This is a genomic window from Sphingomonas arantia (assembly GCF_042682045.1).
In the GTDB taxonomy this organism is placed as follows: Bacteria; Pseudomonadota; Alphaproteobacteria; order Sphingomonadales; family Sphingomonadaceae; genus Sphingomonas_R; species Sphingomonas_R arantia.
On the sequence record NZ_JBHUGS010000002.1, the window covers coordinates 1189436 to 1210142 of the forward strand.

25 protein-coding genes and 1 tRNA gene are annotated in these 20707 nt (G+C 64.1%); 13 read left to right on the forward strand and 13 right to left on the reverse strand.

The window, feature by feature from the left end:
- Nucleotides 1-38: 38 nt before the first annotated feature.
- Complete coding sequence (gene lepB, locus ACFSGX_RS11265) at nt 39-818, forward strand: signal peptidase I (RefSeq protein ID WP_380929916.1); 780 nt, start codon at nt 39-41, stop codon at nt 816-818.
- A 121-nt stretch (nt 819-939) separates the two neighbouring features.
- Here the strand turns inward: lepB and ACFSGX_RS11270 are convergent, their stop codons facing one another.
- The 3 genes from ACFSGX_RS11270 to ACFSGX_RS11280 all read right to left on the reverse strand — a co-directional run bounded on the left by ACFSGX_RS11270 (nt 940) and on the right by ACFSGX_RS11280 (nt 4329).
- Nucleotides 940-1494: a CHAP domain-containing protein gene (locus ACFSGX_RS11270; protein WP_380929918.1), complete on the reverse strand. Its 555-nt coding sequence runs from the start codon at nt 1492-1494 to the stop codon at nt 940-942.
- A 97-nt stretch (nt 1495-1591) separates the two neighbouring features.
- Nucleotides 1592-1927 carry a tetratricopeptide repeat protein gene (locus ACFSGX_RS11275; protein WP_380929919.1) on the reverse strand — a complete coding sequence of 112 codons (336 nt, stop codon included), beginning with the start codon at nt 1925-1927 and terminating at the stop codon, nt 1592-1594.
- A gap of 161 nt (nt 1928-2088) precedes the next feature.
- Complete coding sequence (locus ACFSGX_RS11280) at nt 2089-4329, reverse strand: ribonuclease R family protein (RefSeq protein WP_380929921.1); 2241 nt, start codon at nt 4327-4329, stop codon at nt 2089-2091.
- A 142-nt stretch (nt 4330-4471) separates the two neighbouring features.
- On the opposite strand from ACFSGX_RS11280, the gene ACFSGX_RS11285 reads away from it, so the two are divergent.
- The 3 genes from ACFSGX_RS11285 (at nt 4472) to ACFSGX_RS11295 (ending at nt 6211) form a co-directional block, all read left to right on the forward strand.
- A complete protein-coding gene (locus ACFSGX_RS11285) occupies nt 4472-4630 on the forward strand; it encodes a hypothetical protein (RefSeq protein WP_380929923.1) in 159 nt (52 codons plus the stop codon).
- Between the two features lie 60 nt (nt 4631-4690).
- Nucleotides 4691-4765, forward strand: a tRNA-Ile gene (locus ACFSGX_RS11290).
- 156 nt (nt 4766-4921) lie between these two features.
- A complete protein-coding gene (locus tag ACFSGX_RS11295; protein WP_380929924.1) occupies nt 4922-6211 on the forward strand; it encodes a tyrosine-type recombinase/integrase in 1290 nt (429 codons plus the stop codon).
- Nucleotides 6212-6655: 444 nt separating this feature from the next.
- On the opposite strand, the gene ACFSGX_RS11300 is transcribed toward ACFSGX_RS11295, so the two are convergent.
- The 8 genes from ACFSGX_RS11300 to ACFSGX_RS11335 form a co-directional block, all read right to left on the reverse strand.
- Complete coding sequence (locus ACFSGX_RS11300) at nt 6656-6949, reverse strand: helix-turn-helix transcriptional regulator (protein WP_380929926.1); 294 nt, start codon at nt 6947-6949, stop codon at nt 6656-6658.
- The gene (locus ACFSGX_RS11305; protein WP_380930043.1) at nt 6835-7203 is read right to left on the reverse strand and encodes a hypothetical protein; all 369 of its coding nucleotides are present in this window, start codon (nt 7201-7203) and stop codon (nt 6835-6837) included. Before ACFSGX_RS11305 ends, ACFSGX_RS11300 begins: the two co-directional genes overlap by 115 nt.
- Nucleotides 7200-7832, reverse strand: a complete 633-nt coding sequence (locus tag ACFSGX_RS11310) for a hypothetical protein (RefSeq protein ID WP_380929928.1) — start codon at nt 7830-7832, stop codon at nt 7200-7202. The genes ACFSGX_RS11305 and ACFSGX_RS11310 overlap by 4 nt, the downstream gene beginning before the upstream one ends.
- On the reverse strand, nt 7823-8824 hold the full coding sequence (locus ACFSGX_RS11315) for a hypothetical protein (RefSeq protein ID WP_380929930.1): 1002 nt from the start codon (nt 8822-8824) through the stop codon (nt 7823-7825). The genes ACFSGX_RS11310 and ACFSGX_RS11315 overlap by 10 nt, the downstream gene beginning before the upstream one ends.
- Entirely contained in the window at nt 8821-9969 is a 1149-nt protein-coding gene (locus ACFSGX_RS11320) for a DUF6551 family protein (RefSeq protein ID WP_380929931.1), read from the reverse strand. Before ACFSGX_RS11320 ends, ACFSGX_RS11315 begins: the two co-directional genes overlap by 4 nt.
- Before the next feature lie 47 nt (nt 9970-10016).
- Nucleotides 10017-10253 carry a hypothetical protein gene (locus ACFSGX_RS11325; protein WP_380929932.1) on the reverse strand — a complete coding sequence of 79 codons (237 nt, stop codon included), beginning with the start codon at nt 10251-10253 and terminating at the stop codon, nt 10017-10019.
- Nucleotides 10250-10747: a hypothetical protein gene (locus ACFSGX_RS11330; RefSeq protein ID WP_380929934.1), complete on the reverse strand. Its 498-nt coding sequence runs from the start codon at nt 10745-10747 to the stop codon at nt 10250-10252. Before ACFSGX_RS11330 ends, ACFSGX_RS11325 begins: the two co-directional genes overlap by 4 nt.
- A gap of 280 nt (nt 10748-11027) precedes the next feature.
- On the reverse strand, nt 11028-12755 hold the full coding sequence (locus ACFSGX_RS11335) for a hypothetical protein (protein ID WP_380929936.1): 1728 nt from the start codon (nt 12753-12755) through the stop codon (nt 11028-11030).
- Nucleotides 12756-13072: 317 nt separating this feature from the next.
- On the opposite strand from ACFSGX_RS11335, the gene ACFSGX_RS11340 reads away from it, so the two are divergent.
- The gene (locus ACFSGX_RS11340) at nt 13073-13765 is read left to right on the forward strand and encodes a MerR family transcriptional regulator (protein WP_380929938.1); all 693 of its coding nucleotides are present in this window, start codon (nt 13073-13075) and stop codon (nt 13763-13765) included.
- Nucleotides 13766-13845: 80 nt separating this feature from the next.
- On the opposite strand, the gene ACFSGX_RS11345 is transcribed toward ACFSGX_RS11340, so the two are convergent.
- Entirely contained in the window at nt 13846-14247 is a 402-nt protein-coding gene (locus tag ACFSGX_RS11345) for a hypothetical protein (RefSeq protein ID WP_380929940.1), read from the reverse strand.
- 155 nt (nt 14248-14402) lie between these two features.
- On the opposite strand from ACFSGX_RS11345, the gene ACFSGX_RS11350 reads away from it, so the two are divergent.
- On the forward strand, nt 14403-14663 hold the full coding sequence (locus tag ACFSGX_RS11350; RefSeq protein WP_380929942.1) for a hypothetical protein: 261 nt from the start codon (nt 14403-14405) through the stop codon (nt 14661-14663).
- 19 nt (nt 14664-14682) lie between these two features.
- Here the strand turns inward: ACFSGX_RS11350 and ACFSGX_RS11355 are convergent, their stop codons facing one another.
- Entirely contained in the window at nt 14683-14880 is a 198-nt protein-coding gene (locus ACFSGX_RS11355) for a hypothetical protein (RefSeq protein ID WP_380929944.1), read from the reverse strand.
- Nucleotides 14881-14933: 53 nt separating this feature from the next.
- Here ACFSGX_RS11355 and ACFSGX_RS11360 point away from each other — a divergent pair, with 53 nt between their 5' ends.
- The 7 genes from ACFSGX_RS11360 to ACFSGX_RS11390 all read left to right on the forward strand — a co-directional run bounded on the left by ACFSGX_RS11360 (nt 14934) and on the right by ACFSGX_RS11390 (nt 20671).
- Nucleotides 14934-15407: a hypothetical protein gene (locus ACFSGX_RS11360; RefSeq protein ID WP_380929946.1), complete on the forward strand. Its 474-nt coding sequence runs from the start codon at nt 14934-14936 to the stop codon at nt 15405-15407.
- Entirely contained in the window at nt 15359-16393 is a 1035-nt protein-coding gene (locus ACFSGX_RS11365) for a DUF7146 domain-containing protein (protein WP_380929948.1), read from the forward strand. Before ACFSGX_RS11360 ends, ACFSGX_RS11365 begins: the two co-directional genes overlap by 49 nt.
- Before the next feature lie 5 nt (nt 16394-16398).
- A complete protein-coding gene (locus ACFSGX_RS11370; RefSeq protein WP_380929950.1) occupies nt 16399-17823 on the forward strand; it encodes a replicative DNA helicase in 1425 nt (474 codons plus the stop codon).
- A complete protein-coding gene (locus ACFSGX_RS11375; RefSeq protein WP_380929951.1) occupies nt 17820-18674 on the forward strand; it encodes a hypothetical protein in 855 nt (284 codons plus the stop codon). Before ACFSGX_RS11370 ends, ACFSGX_RS11375 begins: the two co-directional genes overlap by 4 nt.
- An 11-nt stretch (nt 18675-18685) precedes the next feature.
- The gene (locus tag ACFSGX_RS11380; RefSeq protein WP_380929953.1) at nt 18686-19021 is read left to right on the forward strand and encodes a hypothetical protein; all 336 of its coding nucleotides are present in this window, start codon (nt 18686-18688) and stop codon (nt 19019-19021) included.
- The gene (locus tag ACFSGX_RS11385) at nt 19018-19587 is read left to right on the forward strand and encodes a hypothetical protein (RefSeq protein WP_380929955.1); all 570 of its coding nucleotides are present in this window, start codon (nt 19018-19020) and stop codon (nt 19585-19587) included. Before ACFSGX_RS11380 ends, ACFSGX_RS11385 begins: the two co-directional genes overlap by 4 nt.
- A gap of 778 nt (nt 19588-20365) precedes the next feature.
- On the forward strand, nt 20366-20671 hold the full coding sequence (locus tag ACFSGX_RS11390; protein WP_380930041.1) for an HNH endonuclease: 306 nt from the start codon (nt 20366-20368) through the stop codon (nt 20669-20671).
- Nucleotides 20672-20707: the final 36 nt, after the last annotated feature.

Genomic DNA, 20707 nt, shown 5'->3' on the forward strand with positions numbered 1-20707 from the left:
GCTTGACGACGACCCGCCGGAGCCGTCATCCCACCAACATGCCCGCGACCGCCGCCCGTTCCCGTTTCGCGACGCTCCGACTGGTCGCGATCCTGTTCGTCGCGGGCTGGCTGGTGCGCAGCTTCGTGGTCGGAGGAATGGCGATCCACGACGGGGCGATGCTTCCGCAACTGCGCCCCGGCGACGCGCTGCTCGTGGCGAAATGGCCCTATGGCTGGTCGCGCTACGGCCTGATCGGCGGCGCACCGCTGTTCAAGGGGCGTTGGTCGCCACGCGATCCGGTCCGCGGCGATGTCGTGGTGATCCGTGACGTCGGCCCGAACGGCAGCCGCAACGTCGTGATGCGCGTCATCGGCCTGCCCGGCGACCGCGTCGCGATGCGCGCCGGCACCGTCACGCTCGACGGCCGCCCGCTCCCGCGCATCCGGATCGGCGACGTCCTGATTCCGATCCGCCCCGGCACACTCTGCCGCGGCGTCCGGCACGAAGGCCGCGAATGCCGCTACCGCCGCTTCACCGAAACCATGCCCGACGGCACCAGCCACGCCGTCCTCGACAGCGCGCCCGGCCCCTCGGACGACATGACGGCCCGCACCGTCCCACCCGCCACGCTCTTCCTGCTCGGCGACAACCGCGACGCCAGCGCCGACAGCCGCATCGACCCGGACGCCGGCGGCCTCGGCATGGTGCCCACCGACCGCCTCCTCGGCCGCGGCGCGATCCTCGCCTGGTCCACCGACCGCTCCGCACGCCGGGCTTCACCGAAAAGCTGGTGGACCACGATCCAGTGGAGCCGCATCGGGCTAGGTATTGATTAGAGGGTCGGCTCCAGACTCTCAGGGGAGAAGCGCGCCCCTCTTCACCGTCATCCCGGACTTGATCCGGGATGACGGATGGGAAGAGGACCCGACCACCTCAAACCGACGGGCGACGCTCACCCTACCCAATCGAATCGATCACCGCCCCGATGATATCCGGCGAAGGCCCACTCAACCGCTTCGAGGGCTGCGCAGACTTCATCCCGTCCGCCAGCGGCGCACCGTAGATGAAGCCGTAGGTCGGATAGCTCGACCCGCCCAACGCCTCGTTCTGGTGATACCAGACGCGCACCCGGCTCCAGTCGCCGCGCGGCGACACGTCGGTCATCGTCACGTCGCGCTCGACCTGGCCGCGCGTGCCGCCGATCCGTGACCAGTTGCTGTGCGTCACCATCACCACGCGCGGGCCGATCACCTGGCTCACCACCGCGACATGGCCCAATTTCATCGCGCCGGACGGACGGAACACCAGCACTGCGCCCATCTTCGGCGTCGTCCCGCGGGCATAGCGCCCGTCGGCCTGCGCCCACCATGTCCAGGCATTGCCGTACAGCTGGATACCCGACATCAGCCGCGCGAACGGCACGCACTCGCCCACCGTCTCGCCGGTTACCTCGGCACGCACGCTGACGGCATGCAGCGATGCGACCACGAACAGGAAACTGGACCAGCGCATCGCGACCCCGACCATTAGGAGAGTCCGTCATGGCCGGGGGATGCTTAACAAATCGTAGCGTCACCCACGCCGCCCTCGTGGATGCGCCCGTCGGATGTTACCGCGCGGCGAACTGCGATGCGCGCGCCAGCCCGGCGGTCGCCAGGTCATGCGACCAGGCCGGCGACCCGTCCGGCTTGCCCATCTGGACATTCGGTTCGGCCAGCACCTGACGATACAGCGCCTGCGCCTGCGCGGCCCGCGCGGTGGTGCGATAGACATGCGCCAGGTTCAGCAGCACGCCCGGCTCGGTCGAGCCGGCCGCAACCTGCGATGCGAGCGTCCGCTCGGCCGTGGTCAGGTCCCCGGTCGAAATGGCCCTGAACGCCACCGGATCGGCGGATGCGAGCGTGGAAATGGAGAGCAGAAGGGCTCCACCGAGCAAACGAATCATAGCAACCTCTCTTTTTGTTACGTCTTGATGACACTGAGGCTACGCTTTTGTGTATTCCTGTAAATAGGTCATTTTGGGCGTTGTGAGACACAACGAAACACCCCGCTCCGGACCGGAACGGGGTGCGGTGTCGAACGGATATTCAACGGTGGGAGGGAGGCTCAGCGCCGCCCTTGATGCCGAATATTCCTGGGCCGCCCCGGCTTGCCCGTCCGCGGCCGGTCCCGCGAATCATGTCGCCGATGCGGCAAATGGCTCGCCCCCTCCACCGGTTCGAACCGCAGCGCCCCGCTGATCGGATCCGCCTCCACCAGCCGCAGTTTCAACAACTGCCCGCTGACATAGCGGTCGCCGCTCTCGTCCCCGACCAGCGCCTGCGCCGCCTCGTCGAAGGTGAAGCGTTCGGCCCCCAGCGTCGACACCGGTACCAGCCCGTCTCCGCCGATCTCCTGCACCGTCGCGAAAAACCCGAACGCGCGCACCCCGGTGATGCGCGTATCGACCACCTCACCCACGAACCGCGTCAGATACGCCGCGACATAACGGTCGATCGTCTCGCGCTCCGCCTCCATCGCGCGCCGCTCGGTCCGGCTGATCGCCTCGCCCAGCGCCGGCATCCGCTCGGCATCCGCCGCCGGCAACCGCGTCTGCTCGACCGCCGGCGCCAAGCCGAACGCCCCGACCAGCGACCGATGGACCAGCAGATCGGCATAACGCCGGATCGGGCTGGTGAAATGCGCATAGCTGCCCAGCGCCAGCCCGAAATGCCCGGTATTGGCCGGCGCATAATAAGCCTGCGTCTGCGATCGCAGGATCTGCTCCATGATCTGCGGCCGCATCGCCGCGTCCTCGACGCGCGCGAGCAGATGGTTGAACGTCTCGGGCCGCACCACCTGCCCCAGCGCGAACGACACACCGCACGTCTCGAGATACTCCTTCAACGCGACCAGCTTCTCGCGGCTCGGCGACTCATGATCGCGGTACATCACCGGCTGCTTCTTCGATTCGAGCGCTTTGGCCGCCGCGACATTGGCCGCGATCATATATTCCTCGATCAACCGCATCGAATCGAGCCGTTCGCGCGGCGCGACCGACTGGATCCGCCCCGTCTCGTCCAGCTCCACCCGCCGCTCCGGCATGTCCAGATCGAGCGGCCCGCGCCGTTCCCGCGCCCCCGCGAACAACCGCCAGCACGCCCAGAGCGGCTTCAACGCCGCCCCGACCAGTTCCGCCGGCACGCGGCCCGCCTCGCCGTCGATCGCCGCCTGCGCATCCTCGTATGCGATGTTGGCCGCGATCCGCACGGTGGCGCGCGTGAAATGCCACCCCTTCAACGTCCCGTCCGCGCCGACGCGCAGGTGGCACGCCAGCGCCGCCCGATCGACGCCCTCCTTCAGCGAACAGACGTCCGCCGACAGGATCTCCGGCAGCATCGGCACCACCCGGTCCGGGAAATACACGCTGTTGCCGCGCTTGCGCGCCGACCGGTCGAGCTCCGACCCGGCCCGCACATAATAAGCCACGTCGGCGATCGCGACGATCGCGCGGTACCCGCCGGCATTGCCCGGGTCCTCGTCCGGCGTCGCCCACACCGCATCGTCATGGTCGCGCGCGTTGCTCGGGTCGATCGCCACGATCGGCAGGTGCGTCAGGTCCTCGCGCCCCTCGCCCAGCGGCAGCTTCGCCGCCGCGGTCGCCTCGGCCAGCACCTCTTCCGAGAAGACATCCGGAATGCCGAACTTGTGGATCGCGACCAGGCTAAAACTGCGCGGCGCGAACGGATCGCCCAGCCGCTCGCTCACGCGCACCGTCATGCGCGGCGGCCGCCCGGCCTTTTCCGCCAGCACCAGGTCGCCGACATCCGCCTCGCCCGCGTCCGACACCGGCCAGTCGCGCTTCTCGCGCTTGTCGACGGGCTTCAGCCACAACCGGTCGCCCTCGCGGCGCAGCACGCCCAGCACCAGCTCCTCGCCGCGCGCCAGCTTCTTCATCGGATGCGCCAGCCAGCCGGAGCCCGCCTCCTCGGTCCGCGACAGGATGCGGTCGCCCGGCCCCAGCGGATCTCGCTTGCCACGCACCACCACGCGCAACCGCGGCGGCGGCTGGTCGCTGTCCCAATTCTCGGGCACCGCGATCGGCACGCCTTCCTCGGTCACGTCCACGATGCGCAGCACCGTCACCTTCGGCACGCCGCCCATCTTGTGGAACGCGCGGCCCGGGGCACTGTCAATCAGCCCCTCGTCCGCCATGTCCTTCAACAACGCCTTCAGCAGAATCTTGTCCTGCGCATGCAGTCCGAAGGCCCGCGCGATCTCGCGCTTGCCCGCCGGTGTATCGCTGCTCGCGATGAAATCGAGGATTTGCTGGCGGTTCGGGAGGCCCGGCGACTGTCTGTTCGGCATCGCCTGTCTTAACGCGCCGCGGACGATCCGTCATCCGGCCATAAGGTCCACGCCCGACCGCCCCCGCCACGCAAATTTTTTACCGAACCTGTGAAGCCTTCCGCAAGGTCGAGGCGTTACAAAACCAAGACAGAAAAATGAAATGGAGAAGGCTGCAGTGACGACAGGCATCCTCAAGACCGACGTTGGTCCCCAGGCCGCACGCGATTCCGTGCCGATCCCGATGGCGATCCTGTTTGCCGGGTTGATCTCGTCCCCGGTCTGGCTCGCCCTTGGCTGGGCCGTCGGCCTATTCCATTGATCTAAGGCCGACTGGGCGGCTTGCCTAACGGGCGGCCGCTCCGCTATTTGCCGTGCCCGGGGGCCTGTAGCTCAATGGTAGAGCCGGCCGCTCATAACGGCTAGGTTGCGGGTTCGAATCCTGCCGGGCCCACCAAAAACCCCGCGCATCGCGGCACATCCAGTATCAAAACCCTTGTAAATCCTCGGTTTTCGCAGCATCCTCCTAGTCAGGGTGTCGCATCGTGTTGCACCTGATCGTGGGGCATCTGGGGGCACTTTGGGGGCACCGGTTGTCAGATTGGGGGCATCGGTGCTGACCGACGTACAGGCTCGGAAGGCCAAGGCTACCGACAAGGACCAGAAGCTAAGTGACGCTGGTGGGCTCTACCTGTTCGTCACAAAGACCGGCTTCAAGTCCTGGCGCATGAAGTACCGGTACGGGGGCAAGGAAAAGCGGCTGACGTTCGGCCCCTACCCAGAGGTAACCCTGGCGGAGGCACGGGACCGGCGAGACGCCGCTCGCCGTCTTTTGCGCGACGATCGCGACCCTGCCGTCGAGAAAATGAAGGCGCGGGCGTCGAGCGTTACCGCGGCGGCCACGACCTTCGAGATGAAGGCGCGCGAATGGCATACGGCGCAGCGGCCCCGCTGGTCACCAGACTATACTGACCTGGTGATACGCGCGCTCGAGCGTGACATCTTCCCCGAACTCGGACGGATGCCCATCGGTGAGATCGACGGGCCGCTAGTGCTGGCAGAGCTGCGGAAGATCGAACGGCGCGGATCGATCGAGACGGCCAAGAGGATCCGCCAGCATGTGTCGGCAGTGTTCGTCTACGCGATGGCGGAGGGCACCGCGGCAAACGATCCATCCGCTAGCCTCGGCAAAGCCCTTCAACCGCTGGCAAACAAGGGTAAGCAGCCGGCGTTCGTGGACATCGAGAAAGCTCGACAGCTGCTGATTGATACGGAGGCGTCCAGCGCCGGTCCGGTCACCAAGCTGGCGTCGCGGCTGCTTGCCTTGACGGCAGCTCGTCCTGGTATCCTGCGATCGGCGCCGTGGTCCGAGTTTGAGGGCATCGATTGGGGGCATCCGGGGGCACCGGCACCGGGGGCACTCTGGCGCGTGCCGGCCGCGCGCATGAAGCTGGAGATGGACCGGAAGACTGATCAGGTGTTCGAGCACGTCATCCCCCTGCCCGCGCAGGCGGTCGACGTGCTACACGCGCTCCGTCGGCTGACGGGTCGGATCGCCCTGCTGTTCCCCAGCACGCGCAGCACCATCCGCCCGATGTCCGAAAACACAATTGGCTACCTGTACAACCGGATCGGGTATCGCGGCCGGCACGTCCCGCATGGCTGGCGAGCCTGCTTCTCGACCATCATGAACGAGCGGGTCGGTGACGACGTCCGCGTTGGTGATCGCGCAGTCATCGACCTGATGCTGGCGCACGTCCCGCAGGGGCTGTCGGGGTCGGAGGCAGCCTATAACCGGTCGCAGCATATGGCTCGACGCCGGCAACTGGCAGAGGCCTGGGCGGACCTGCTGATGGAGGGCATGGCACCGGCGAACGATTTGCTGCGTGGGGAAGAGCGTTAGTTCGCCGCGTCGTCGCCGACGGAATTAGGCAGCGCGCGAGGATTGTCGATTTCACCACGCCGCACTGTACCGAGGTAGAGCGGGCGTCATGCAGCTCTGAAAATAAGGTATAAATTAACCAAGGTTTATTATTTGGGTTGCGATCTTGGTTAGCCCATTGCCCGTCGCAGTGTGGAGGACGCTATGTACAACTGGATCGCTGAAGCAGACTTGTATCGGTTGAGACGAGCTCGCAACCAAGCCGAGAGCAACCAGGAACGCCAACGTCTTGACGATCTGATAGCAGCGAAGACGGGGAAGGCACCCGCCGTCCCCACGCGAACCGCCACGCAGGAACGCCAGCCATCAGCGTGGAGCTACAAGACGACTTAGCCGCACCCGGCTAATGCATCGCTAGTCGCGTCTGCCGCTTGCCTGAAAACAGGATAGTATTGGTCGTCGCGGCTAGCGTGGGCTGCCCACCCACTCGTTGATGTCGCTTTCGTACCAGCCGACGCAGTTCGTGCTGATCGCGATCTGGGTCGGGAAGGTTCCTGCAGCGACCTTCCGATAGATCGTTGCACGGTGTAGCCCAGTCCGGCGTCGGACCTCCGGCAACCGAACAATGTTGTCATGTTCGCGGGTCACTGAATTACCTCCACCTGTCGCAGCATCAGCTTCTCGAGCCGCGCGAAATAGGTCAGCCGGCTTGCGACGCTGTCGTCGTACAGCCAGAGCTTCTCGTCCCGCGTGTTCCACCAGACGTCCAGCGCGGCCGGATCGCGTGCGAAAAAGACGCCGTGCGTCGGCATTACCTTCTCGTAGTCGATCCACCCGCCCCTTGTCATACCGAGCGGCACGTAATCCCGGTTCAGCGGAAGGAATGCGCGCTTGCGCTTCGGGTGCGCGACCCGCTGGAACAGGTACGGCATCCATAGCTTAAAGAACGTCGGTCCGGCCGCCTTTCCATGGCCGCAGGTCAGCCCCGCCGCCTCTCGATCGGACATTGTCATAGTGTCTCTCCCCGTCCCAATTCGGGATCTGTTACGGTTAAATGACTGCTTAGTGATGTGGGCGTTGCATGTGATGCTCCGTGTTCACCGACGCCGGATACGGTTTGGGGACTTGGGAGATTCGCACGATGATCGCAGACTATACTGACCGTTTGATCTGGAAGCTGGTCTACAGGGTGTTCCAGTCGGCTATTGACCAACTCAACGTTGGCGATTGCGCCTGACCGAAGTGTGGTATTAGTTCCGCTACCGGCGCCAAGCACCGTTGCTCCCGGATCATCGTATACCTTGACGCTGACTAGCGTCGTGTTGAGTTCTACAGTCGCCTCGCGTTCCGGCGTCTTTATGGGCGGCGCTGCTAAGGCGTTAAAGGCAGCGATCTTCGGTCCGGCCTCCGCGACCCACAGTCGCGACGCCAGCAGTTCGCACTCCATCAGCAGCAGGTGCAGCCACATTGCCGGTACCGCCGTCTCGGGCCCGAGCCCCATGGCCCCCTCGCTATCGCGTGACGCTGCGAGGTCCGCGACGGAAGGCATCATCTGACGAAGTTGCGATGCCAGCGCCCGCGCGAGCGGCGGCAGGACGTCGAGGTTGTTATCGTTCCGCGCAGTCGTGTTGATCACGCCCATTCCCTCTCAAATCGGATGTCGTCAAAAGCTTCGAGCGCGGACGGATCCTCGATCATCTCGAGCCCGGACCGGTCGATGTCGTCGTTGATCATTTCGTCGAGGCTGCGCGGCCCGAACTTGCTTGCCCACACAGCGTACCCGGCCAGGAGAAAGCGCTTCGCTTCGCGCTTCACATTCTCGGCAGCGAGGCGCTCCTCGAGCACAGCCAGGTACATCTCGCTGATGATGTCGTCGCGCAGCGCCGGGTTGATCTGGCGGGGCATCGTCGCGGCGATCGTCGCGTACAGCCTGTCGCGGTACGCTGGTGGCAGGGTTGCCGCCCGGGGTCGCTCTCGGATCTTGCGGCGGCGGGCTGTGGCTGCCACCGCTGCGATACGCTTGGCCGCAACGATCTGGCGTCGACGCCCGATCTGTTCGCCCGTCATACCCCGGGCGGCATAATTGATCTGGCCGATGGTCAGGCCCGTGGCGGTCGCGATCTGCGCGGGATCCTCGCCGTTCGTAAGGCGCTCGCATATGACTACGCGCATTCCATCGGTGCATTCGACCATGCGCCGTTCGAGGTGCCTTAAAGCTACGTCATTATTTGCAGCGCGCTCAGCCTGCTTCGGCACCGAGAACGCTTTGGCGATGCGCTCTACCTGCTGCCGCGAGAGGCCGTAGTTCGCACGGATATCTCTCCGCGGCACCCCGCCCAGCAGATCCGTCTCCACCTGGCACCGGGTCTCATACGATATGCCCAAGCTCTCGCCGGTGTACGTGCTGCAGTACCGTTCGTGGAACACTGGCTGTCCGCAGCCGCAGAGCAACTCCTGCCCTCCGCGGCTGAACGCTGCGATGACCTGCTTGAGGTATGCCCCGACGGTAATGCGGTTCCGGCCGACAATCCGCGCCGCTCCCGTGATCGACACGAGATTTCCCGCCAGAAGCTGTTCGACCAGCGTGGCGCGATCCTCGGCCGGAAGCACGCTCAGAGACGGATAACCGCTCATGCCGCAACCGCCTGTGTCGCGAGATCCTGGCTTTCCAGCAACATCGCCCGAATGCGACGGTGCCGATCGTCGCCACCAGCACAGGTCGCGATGAACTCCGACCACGCCGCCATGTCGAACGACGATACGGCGGTGAACAGCCTGGCCTTGTCGAGCCGCGCAGGCGGCATCGCGAGGATCTTAGCGAGCGCAGTGAAGATCGGGCTTCCGGCCGTCAGCCGCTGACCGCCGAACGATGACGCCATTATCTCGAGCGCCTCGGCGACAACCGACGGGCCGTGCTTCCGGTAGATCGTCGCGATGGCGGACGTGAAGGCCACCTCGCCGGGCGTCCAAGAGGCATGACCGGTTTTTCGCGAGACCGTGAAGCCGGCGTCGGTCACCATCTTGGTGATCGCCATCGCTTCCGGGTCACCGCCTGCCGTGGCCGCATGCAGATCGTCCAGGCGGTTGATGGCGCGGCGGGTCCGGTTCATCGCGACGAACATCGCGGCTTCCTCGGCAACGCTTGCATAGGTCGAGATGCAGCAGGGCAGGAACTGGACGTCGCCGCGCAGTCGCGCGCCTTCCAGGCGATGCTGGCCGTCGATGACGTAGAAGCTGCCGTCGTGGCGGCGGGACACGACCAGCGGCATGCACATGCGCCAGTCCCACACGGCCGCGATGCTGCGGATCAGGCGTTGCGACGCGCCGGTGTCGATCGACCGCTGGTAGCTGTCGTCGATGCGCAGGTCCGCGACCGGACGCTGCTCGATGGACGGCGGGTTGCCCAGCTGCGGCGCGAACGCCGGCGCCGGGGACGTCGCGGCACGGTGCCGCCCCGTCGAAGCCATCGGAACTGTCGCCTGCGGTGCCGCCTTTGGCCGTCCCGCCCCAGGCTGTTTGGGGCCGAGCGGCGCATAAACGATATCGTTTTCGTCGAGTTCAGCGAGGAGCGCCGGCATGTCGACGGGCGCACAGGTGTAGTGCTGGTCCTTCCGTTCGATCACGACGTGACCGACGTGGACCCGCGCCTGACCAGTTGGCGTATCGAGAAGGAAGGTGCCGTTCGGCTGGCGCGTCTCGGCCATGGCCGCCTGCACCCATTCCGGCGCGGTGAAGCCCTGCTTGTTCGCCCACATGCGATGTTCGACGGTGGCAGTCATGGTTTCGGCTTTCGATTGAGCCACGATTGACGGGCGGACGATGGCGATCAGCGCTGAGCGGACGTCGGAACGATCGTAAGCGCCGGCTCGAGCTTCACGCCGAGCTCCGCCAACTCCGACATCAGGGTAAAAGCGCGCTGCAGGCGGTGAGCCTTGATCGCCGCAACCCTTCGTGCGGCTGACGGGGCAGCTTCCCGTTCCATGGTGACCAGCCGCTGCGTGGCCGCGCTGTACTCGGCCCAGGCGTCCGCGATCGCGTCCTGAGTGGGGATGCCGGCGATCATGCGCCTTTCCCCACACTAGCGAGCGCCAGTGCCCGACGCTCGCGACGGATCACTTCCTCCTCTGCCCAGGACGTTTGATAACTAGCGACAGTATCGTATCCACGTTCGCCGCCTTCATCCCAGATGTAGCCATCCGGATGACGAACCGGGACAGTCCGGTGCATGCCGTCATTGATACCGCGGGCTGTAAGCGGACGGGTCTCACCGTCTGCACGGACGGCCCAGCCAACGACCGGGTTGAAGGATAGCTCGACTGCCTCGCCGGCCTGATAGGCACTGACGACATCGTAGCCGGGCAAAGCCTGCAAGGTGCCGATTATTGGATTCTGAATGGCGTCCAAAGTCGCCTCGTTGATCACTTCACGCGTGCCGTCGTCGAGCGTGACGAGGTGCCGGTCGTGCCGGTCCTTTCCGTTATAGTCCTTGCAGAGTGCGACGCTTTTAATCCGGGCGACCGGAAAGGCCTCGCTGCAGCTGATATTCGTGAAAAACATCGATACGCCTTTCAACAGATTGGCATGTTGGCGGGGTTGCGGTGCGGCGGCAGTTCGAACTGGCCGCACCAGTCGTAGAAGCCTGTCGAAGGGAACAGGGTGGCCCTGCTCAATGCCCCTGCCCCTAGCCAGTCGTCAGGCTTTGAAACCTTCGTCACGGCGTTCGCGATGCTCCCAGCGACACGGGGCGGGTTACGTCGGCACCAGCCGTAGCGGTTGTCCAAGGGGCTGGTCTCGTGGGCATCCTCAAGCCAAAAGCGGCAGTCCGCGCACGTCTCGGTCATGCGCCGAGCTCCGCGAGGTTCACGCCGCCGATCCGCGCCAGATCGTCGATCGCGGACCAAAGCGCCTGGTAGTCGACGCCGGTCTTTGCCAGGCCTTCCCGGAAGTCCGGATGCCGCGGATCCAAGACCGCCCGATCGGACCATCCCTCGATGACGATGTGCGGGAAGATCGCGGTCAGCTTGGCGAGGACGCCCTCGATCGTCGTCGCGCGCTCGTTCCAGAGGGTCGCCTCGAGCGCGGCCACCTTGGCGCTGTTCTCGTCGTCCCGGCGGCCGCTGTGCGGCCCCCGCTCGAACCACTCCTCTGCATCGGCGCGCAGGCCGGCGTGGGCGTCCAGCAGTGCCCAGTCAGTGCGCTTGAAAGCGCCGTGCTTGCCGAAGCGGCGAGCGTCGGAGACCAAGACGGGAAGGATCTCGGCGACGCTGGTGTAATCCCACCCTGCGTGCGCTTCGAACAGCTGCAGCTTTGTAGCCAGTTCGGACGGTCCAGGCGCGATCTTGCGGTACAGCGCCTGCAGCGCTTCGCTCTCTTCGGAGCACAGCTCGCTATACCGAGCGTCGATTTGGTCATACTCGACCGCCTGCAGAGCAGCCGATGCCACGCGATCGTCGGCGATGTTGTAGTTCATCGGCCAGATCGCGCGAACCGCCTCGTAGCGGGTGGCCGCGGGATTAAAGACCGCACACTCGTACGACATGCGTTCGGCCTGAGCGTCGATGTAGCGATCGTACGCACGGTTCCACTGGATCAGGGGACCGGCCATGAACCGATCGTATTGCTCCGGCGCGGCCGCCTCGGCGACACGCCGCAGATCGTCCGCGAGCGATTTGACCTCCTCGATCTGGACGTTCGCGCCCAGGGCGATGTCGAGTTTGGTCCGGGCGGCAGCCAGGTCCGGTGCCGGCGTGGCGAACAGGACGCGCTCGGCGGCCGTGTCCACGTCCATGGCCGCGCTGGAAACGGCTTCCGCCTCGGCGTACCTCGGGTCGTCAGCATACATCTGAGCGTAGGGCGCGTTCGCGATAATGAAGGCCTCGTTCGCCAGCCGGTAGGCTGCGAGGTTCGTGTCCCACTGGACGCGATCGGGCGTCATGGCTGGGGTGCGATTCCCGGTCGGGCCTACAGAGTAAGCGATATCACTTATGTCGGTATCCGCCGCCAGACGCAGCGCGTCGGTCAGCGTCGACATCAGCATCTCGCCGGCCTGCGGACATTCGAGCTCGGTCGGATCGACCGCCAGAGCGCCGCCTCGGGACAGCGGCTGCGCGTGATGGATCGAGATCATCAGCTTGGTGGCGAGATCGGCCGGAGTAGTAGCAGGGTAGAGCCGCAAAAGGTCGGCCGCGGCCACCACCTCGTCCCCCGCCGTCTCCTCTTCCGAGAAATATGCGGCACGATAGCCGTCGACGAAGCCGACTATCGTTTGGCTAGTGCCGGCAGGGAGCGCGGGCAGGACGATCGCCCCGCTGGTCGCGCTGTTGGTGGCTGCGGTAAGACTGCCAGCCGACGGATCGAGCCGGGGCGCGCTTTCGAGCCAGGGCGCGACGGCGATACCCCCCTCCCCTGCCAGCTCGTCGAGCGTGGCGTCGCGGATTGCGGCCGGCGTCGCAGCCAGCGCGCGGTTGACCGCAGTGGTCGTCAGGCCGCCGGCGTAGGCAATACGGACGTTGGGCCGTGGAGCGGCGGTTTGCGTGAAGTCGGCGTGCTTGAACTGCGTGGCCATGATGCATCTCCCTGCGAGGACGCAGGGGTGCAGCAGAGGCCTCCGGGGAGAGCGTGCGTTACGAGCCTGCGATCACCGTCTGGCGACCGCTGGGGTGCTCAGGTGATGGGCGTCACAATATTGGAAATTTATCATTCCGCAACCCGTTAATTGATAAATTTCCAATAGCGGCGGGAAGTGAGTTGGACCACGCCTGATTTACAAAGTGCATCATCGGGCACAAAGGCACGGCGTGCTTTACAAAAGCACTTCGTGCTTCTAGGTAATTCCCTATGCAACCGACATCAGCATCGTTTTCGCGGCAGCAGATCGCGAACTTGACCGGAATCAGCCCTTCGACTCTCAACTTTTGGATGCGAGAAGGTGTCCTCCGAGCGGAGAGTGGGGGCGGCGGAAAAGGCATTCATAGACGTTTCCCGTTCACTGAGGTGAACCTTGCCGCGGTTCTGAATGTTCTGAGAAACTTCGGGATGAATCTTGAGTCTTTGAGCCAGGTTGCAGCTCTTTTCCACGATGCAATTGATTATATTCAACGTTTGCCAAGTCTTAATGACGATGAAGAAGATGCACTCTTCTCTCTTGCGGTCGATAGGAGAAGGTTTCTCGAGGAAGGATTCTCCTCGCAAATCGTCCGTTCCCGTGAAGAGTTTTCTTCTCATCCTAGATTTCCTTGGATGAACAGTCCGTATGTGGAATGTGTCCATCTATCCTGGCAGGAACTTATTGATTGGCATCGGAAGAGCTTTAACGGCGATTATTACTCTGATCGAATAAATCGAATCGTCGAAACGATTAACCCTGAAGAATATTTGGAGAGACGCAGTCAGTACAATCTGATCGCAAGAATTCCAGACCGAGAGTATGATGAAGCAGACTATTTCGTCAGGAATTCGGAGGGTCAGTGGTTGATATTGCCGGATCAATCTGACGCAGCGCGGATTAGCGAAGCGTTTATCGGACTTAACTTTTCAAAAGTGATCCGCTCAGTTTGGGACAACGCCAATGACTGATAGCGCTTTTGAGGGAGAGCACGGATGTGAAGTGGCTTGCCCAAATTGCCTTCGCTCTTGCGCGGTCGCAATCATTCAATTCACTTGGTGGAAGAACGAACTAACGAAGCTTCTTCGTTCTCGACCGGCGCGTCACTCCGCTCGGTATCGGGAATGGCTTCAAGACTGGCAGGAAGCGCAAGGACAGATATTAAGGCTTCGGCAAGATATGCGGCCCTCTTCTCCGGTCTCCTCGGAAGCCCAGGCAACACGTCCTGAATTGCCCGCGCCAATGCTTCTTGCGATGGCACTTTCATCAACCTCCCGCGAGCCTCATGCAGTAAAAATTCTGGCAGGGTGATGTCGATGGCTTCCAGAACGGCGCGCAAATTGCCAACGCTCGGCTCGCTCCCATTCTTCACGTTCGTAAAGAACGAGCTATTGACACCGGATCGCGCCGTCCACTCGCTATTCGACGGCATCGATGCGGGTCGGATCGACATAAGCCGGCTATACAGCGCCTGAGCCCTTAGGGCTGCGGACCCTCGTTTCGTCGAATGATTTCTCACGTTGGAAATATCTCATGATACGATGGCGTATGCCACTTGATATATTTCCAACGTCAAGGTACCAAACTAATTGGAAATATATCATTCGGTTGGATATGCTCATGTTGACTGATGCGACACTTCTCTCCCGCGTAGAGGCCTACCTAGAAGCGACCGGCGTTCGACCATCAAGGTTTGGCCTAGACGTGATGGGTGATGGTGGGTTGGTGGCCCAGTTGCGAGCCGGACGGTCTCTTTCGCTTAAAAATGCCGTCAAAGTGATGCTGTACATCGAGGCTAACAACGCATCGTCGGGGTCTTTTCCGGTAGCGGACGCGACGGCACGGATCACCCAAATGGCGGCGAAGTAGGCTTGGACGGTGCGCCCCCTCAATCATTTACCGGCACCGTCGCGCGGACGATATCGACGACCTCGTCGAGCATCGCCCCGGCTGCGCCGTAGAGCGTCGTCCCGTTCAGCCGATCCAGTCCATCGAGAAAGCCGTGGATGACGTCGTTCGGCATATCCGTCCGGCGCATCGTGTCGACCAGCACGGCGATGAGGTTCGCGATCGCGATGACCGTCATGCGGTTGTTGTCCCGGGCTTTCCTGTCTTTCGTCATGAGAAGGCTTTTGCCGCATGAACGCACCGAACATCCACGGCCAGCGCCGCACCTTTTCCGCGTCAAGCGCGGTCGATGCGCAGAACGCCATCCTGACGGACATCAAGACCGAGGACGGAACGACCTGGGCCGACATGGGCCGGGTGCTGGGCAAGTCCGATGACCGCGCGGCGGCCTATGCCAACACCGCGGCGGCGATCGACCTGCCGACGTTCCTGTTCGGCTGCAAGGAATGGGGCGGGCGGTTCGCAGATCCGCTGCTCGGTCTGGTCGGCGGGCGCTGGGCGGACGCCAACGCCGTCTGCACCGGCGACGATCAGGCAGCACTGACGCTTGCCACGCTGTTGCCGGCGATCATCGCGATCGAGGCGGACAACCTGACCGAGGCGCACGAGCTGACGCCCCACGAGGTGCTGATCCGCCGCGTCAATACGCTGACCGCATGCTGGCTCGACATGATCGCAGCCGAGAAGGGGCAAGCCCCGCGATGATGCATCGGCGCCTCGGACAGGACGAGTTCAGGCAAGCAGTTGCCGACGCCAAGGCGCGTCACCTGCTGTCCGAAATCATCGGCCGCAAGACCAAGCTGAAACCCCGCGGCAAGCGCGAGATGGTCGGCCTGTGCCCGTTCCATGAAGAACGGTCGCCCTCGTTCGAGGTCAACGACGACAAGGGCACGTACCATTGCTGGGGCTGCGGTGCGGTCGGCGATGCGATGACCTTCCTGACGAAGGCCGAGGGGCTGTCTTTCCGCGATGCCTTCCACGTGCTCGCCGGCGACACCTTCCCCGTCATCTCGGACGAGGAGCGGACCAAGCGAAAGCAGGACGCTGCCGACGCAACAGCGCGGCGCATCCGGATCGGACAGGACTGCTGGCGTCGAGCTCTGCCCTCCGAAGGCACAGCTGTGGAAACGTATATACGTTACCGCGGCATCACCGCACCCCTGCCCGACACCGTGCGGTTCGCGCTGCTCGACTACCGCGACCAGGAGAGCGGCGATGTCATCGCAGCCCGCGTGCCAGCGATGGTCTGCGCGCTGCAGGACGCGACCGGCTCGGTCGTCGGGGTCCAGCGGATCTATCTGGCGCCGGACGGACGCGGGAAGCTGGACGTGGCCAAGCCGAAGATGTCGCTCGGCATCATCGTCGGGTCGGCATTCCGCGCCACCGGGCACGACATCGGCAGCACAACGCAGGTGATCGCCTGCGAAGGTCCAGAGGATGGACTGTCGCTTGCGCAGGAGATCCCGGACCGCCCCGTGCTGGTCGCCTGCGGCACGGCACTGCTGTCACGTCTGGAGCTGCCTGCGCAGGTCCGCGAGATCACACTGGCTGGCGACAACAACACGGCCGGGAGGACCGCTGTCGAGCAGTCGCGCGCCGCCTATCTCGATCGCGGCATCGACGTCGTCGAGATGTACCCGGCCGCCGGGTTCAAGGATTATAACGACCAGCTGCGCGGGGTGCGCATGTGACAGGGATGTTCGAACAGCAGCTGGCGAACGCCAGTCCCGCCGCGCCACTGCAGAACGTGAAAGCAGAACTCAGCCTGCTCGGCGACATGATCGCTGACAACCGGTTGATCGACCTCGTCGCGGACCGTTGCCGCCCCGTAGATTTCTCGGTGCCCATTTACGCCGCGATCTTTGCGCGGATGCTGGAACAGTACGCAGCCGGGGCGACGGTCGATGCCGTAACGCTGGCGCCGTTCTTCGCGGGAGAGGAAGATTGGCCGCGCGCATTCTCGACCCTGTCCGCGGCATCGCTGAACGCCGGAACCCGAGCGCAGACCAAAGCCTACTTCGAGCAGATCCTGATGCTGTCGAGCCGTCGGCGGCTCGTCGCCGGACTGCAGGACGTGATCGCGTCCGCCCGCGACGTGACGATCGCGAAGGAGGAACTAGTCGCCAACGCGGACGAGGCGGTCGCCGAACTCGCGGAGCAGACCGCGACCGCGCAGGCGACCGTCGGAGCCTATGCGCAGATCGTGATCGAGAGCTTCGGCAAGCCGATCGTCGGCGTCCGCTGCGGGATGATCGGTTCACTGGACAAGGTTCTCGGCGTTCTGCGACCGACAAACCTGGTCGTGGTCGGCGGTCGGCCGGGCATGGGCAAAACGTCGCTGGTGACGTCCTATGCGCTGGGGGCATCGAGCCTTGGCCACGGCGTGCTGATCTTCTCGCTGGAGATGAGTGCGGACGAGCTGACCCGGCGGATGCTGGCCGACCTGTGCTTCACCACACATGGCGGCGTACCCTACGAAGCCATCCGCGACGGCACGGTCGGTCGCACGGACTTGGACGCCGTCATGCAGGCGAAGCGCCGCCTCGACGAGATGCCGCTGGAGATCAACGAGACATCGGGTCTGACGCTGGCCAAGTTCGTGCGCCAAGCGCGCACCCATAAGCGCAAGCTGGCCGCGCGTGGTCAGAAGCTCGAACTGGTCATCGTCGATTATCTCCAGCTGATGACACCCAGCCGAAAGGGCCTGTCGCCGTACGAGCATGCCAGCGAGGTCAGCCGCGGTCTGAAGGAGTTCGCAAAGGCGGAGAACCTGACCGTGATGGCCGTCGCGCAACTCAGCCGGGAGGTCGAGAAGCGCCCTGACAAGCGCCCGCAGGCCTCCGATCTACGCGACAGCGGCCAGATCGAGCAGGACGCCGACATCCTCCTCTTCGTCTACCGCGAGGAGGAATATCTGCGCCGCACCGAGCCCGAGGACCAGTACGGTTCGAAGTACCAAGCATGGCAGACCGACATGGACGCGGTGCGAAACAAGATCGAATTTCTTGTTCCGAAACGTCGCAGCGGCCCGACCGGCAAAGCCCTCGGCTGGTTCTTCGGCGGCAATTCTGCGGTGCGTGGCAGCACTTTTTACAGCGAACTCGAGGAAAATTATCCGTGACGGTTCCAGAACCAATGACGCCGCCCGACTGCGATTTGCGCGGCCTCGAGTACATGCCGCTACTCGGCCAGCGCTTGTTCGGCAGCGAGTTCGATGCGCTTGCGAACGACAGCGAGTGGCGTGCGGGCCTGACGCTCTGGTGGGCGGCCTGGACGCAATGCCCGGCCGGATCGCTGCCCGACGATGACGCTGCACTTTGCCGACTTGCGGATTTAGGGCGCGATATCAAGACGTTCCGGAAGCTGCGCGAGCGGGCTCTGCACGGGTTCGTGAAGTGCAGCGACGGTCGACTGTACCATCCAACCCTGTGCGAACAGGCGCTGGTGGCGTGGGACAAGCGCGTCAAGGAACGCGCTCGGAAGGCTCAGTGGCGTGCGAGAAAGCTGGGACAGGAAGAGGGACAGGACGAGGACGTCCCACCTACTGTCCCGCGGGACAGAACGGGGACCGAACCGGGACAGAACGCGGATGTCCCCGCTGACGTGACGAGACGGGACAGTATTACAGTAGCTAACGCTACTGGCGCCGAAGCGCCGCCGCCCGATTTGTCGAAGGTGATCTTCGACACCGGGGTCACGCTGCTGTGCGGAGCCGGGATGACGGACCGGACCGCCCGCCAGTTGATCGGCAAGTGGCGGAAGCAGAACGGCGACGCCTGGACCCGGGACGCGATCGTCAGCGCCGAGGGCAGGTCGGAGCCTGTCGCCTGGATCGAGGGGCGCCGAAAAGCGCAGGACACCGACGCCGACGAAGCCCGCGCGCTCAGCAGCGCCACCGCCGAGCGGTACCGCCGGATGGAGATGCCGGGCCCGCCTTCCCGTGCCGCACCAGCCACCACCGCCCACTCGTGAAGGATCGGACCATGACCCAGTACCACCCGGCCGCGAACGACATCACCGATGGCATCCCGGACGACGTCCTCAACGCCCTGCCGGAGGAGGCGAAGGCGGTTGTGCGGACGCTGTTGGCCCGTGTGTCGGAGCGCAGTTATCGGCGTGGGGTTCAGCAAGGCGTGACGGTGTCCCAGCGCAGCCCCGGCTCGCTGCCGAAGGACCTGCACGCCTGGCGCTACGGCGCGTCAACCGACCTGAGTGTCTGGGCGGACTTCGACATGGTCGAACCGTCGATGTCTCGCCTGTACGCCGAAAATGGCAGTCTGCGTCGGGTCGGTCTGTGGGAGGCGAGCAAGGCGCGATGATGCCCTCCCCCGCGATCCTCGCCTCCGCCTGGTGCATCCTGCGAACCAGCGGCCCGCGCACCCTGGCGCTGGCGCGGTCCCTCACCGCTGCCGGCATCGAGGCGTGGACCCCGACAACGACGCGCCTCATCCGGGTCCCACGCAGCCGCGCAAAGCGCGAGCGCGACTTCCCGATCATGCCGACCTTCGTGTTCGTGCGTGCCCGGCACCTGGCGGAACTCCGTCGGTGCCTTGGCCTACCGAGTAACCCCCATCCCGCGTTCTCTATTTTCCGGCATACTGGCCGCATTCCGCTGATCGCGGATGGGGAGATCGGTAGCGTGCGTGCGATCGAAGAGCAGGGGCAGCAGGAGCGGCAACGTGCCCGCGATCGCAAGACCGACGCTGCACGGCGTGCCAGGCGCCACCATGTCGCGGTCGGGTCGGAGGTACAGATGCCGGATGGCGGGTTCGCGGGACTCACCGGCATCGTCGAGGGAAGCGATGGCAAGTTCGCGCTGGTATGTTTCGGAGGCAAGATGCGAGTGAAAGTTGCCTCTTTCCTCTTGCCGCCGAACGAGGTATAGGACACCCATCCTGTCGTTGTTGTGACGTCGGGCACCGCCGCTTCAGCGGCTGAGTGCGAGCATAGAGCCGGTTGGTCCACTGACCTTACCGCCCTCGCCATCCCCCTGCGGAAGCCATGCTTCCGGGGTTCTCCTACGGATATCCGGCAGATCCAATCGGGCTAGTTCACTCCGCGCTAGTTGAAGCCTTAGCGGGTTGGCACCGAGCGTCGATTAGAAGCTGGCGTAGGGTTTGTCGCAATGCCTTCCCGGACAGGTGCTGGCCGACGCAGTCGTAACCCTCCCGCATTAGCGCACGCGAGATGTCACCGACGTCTCTGCATTTGCCCAAGCGGGCAATCTGGTAGGCGCGCTCGATGATCTGTGGCTGATTGGTCATGTCACGTCCGTAACAGACGGCAAATGATTCGCCCAAATCGAGGTTTGGTGACCAACGACACTGGTCCAGATAGCGCGATGGTGACCAGCTACCCGGCCATCAGTCCATCTTTTTAACTAGGTTGAGTAAGCCTAGTCCGCGCGGCAGCGGCGGCTGGGGAGTTAGGATCCTGTAATCGGGTAGCTTGTCCAGCCGGCCGCGCTCCATGCACGCCACGAACGCACGAAGATGCTTTTCTCGCAGCCGGTCCTCTTCGGTTTGGTATGAGTCCGACGCGACAATCCTGACGTGTTCCATGCCAAGTCCTCGGCGGTCGGATTGGTTACCGCCATTTCAATGATTTGTCGGGTAAAAGTTACCAAAAGGTTAACTACCGTGCGTCGTTTGGTCGGAGGCGTCATGGTCCAGCGTTTGCGTGGATCTGCTGGTGTTGCTCAGCGCAAGCGGAGGCTAGCTCGATCCCACGGCCTATGCGAGCGCTGCCCCGATCGGGGACGGACTACGCTGGCGGTTGAGGTCGATCACATCGTGCCGCTCGACAAGGGCGGCACGGACGACGACAGCAACACGCGCAACTTGTGTAAGTCGTGCCACCTTGAGGTCACGGCCGAGCAGTTTGGGTACAAGGCTCCAATCGAGGGGCGCGGCATCGGGCGGTCGGGCCGACCGACGTCGACCGACCATCCATGGAACCGCGATCGCTGACCTCCACCCCCCCTCAATAAGTCTGGGGGGCTGCCC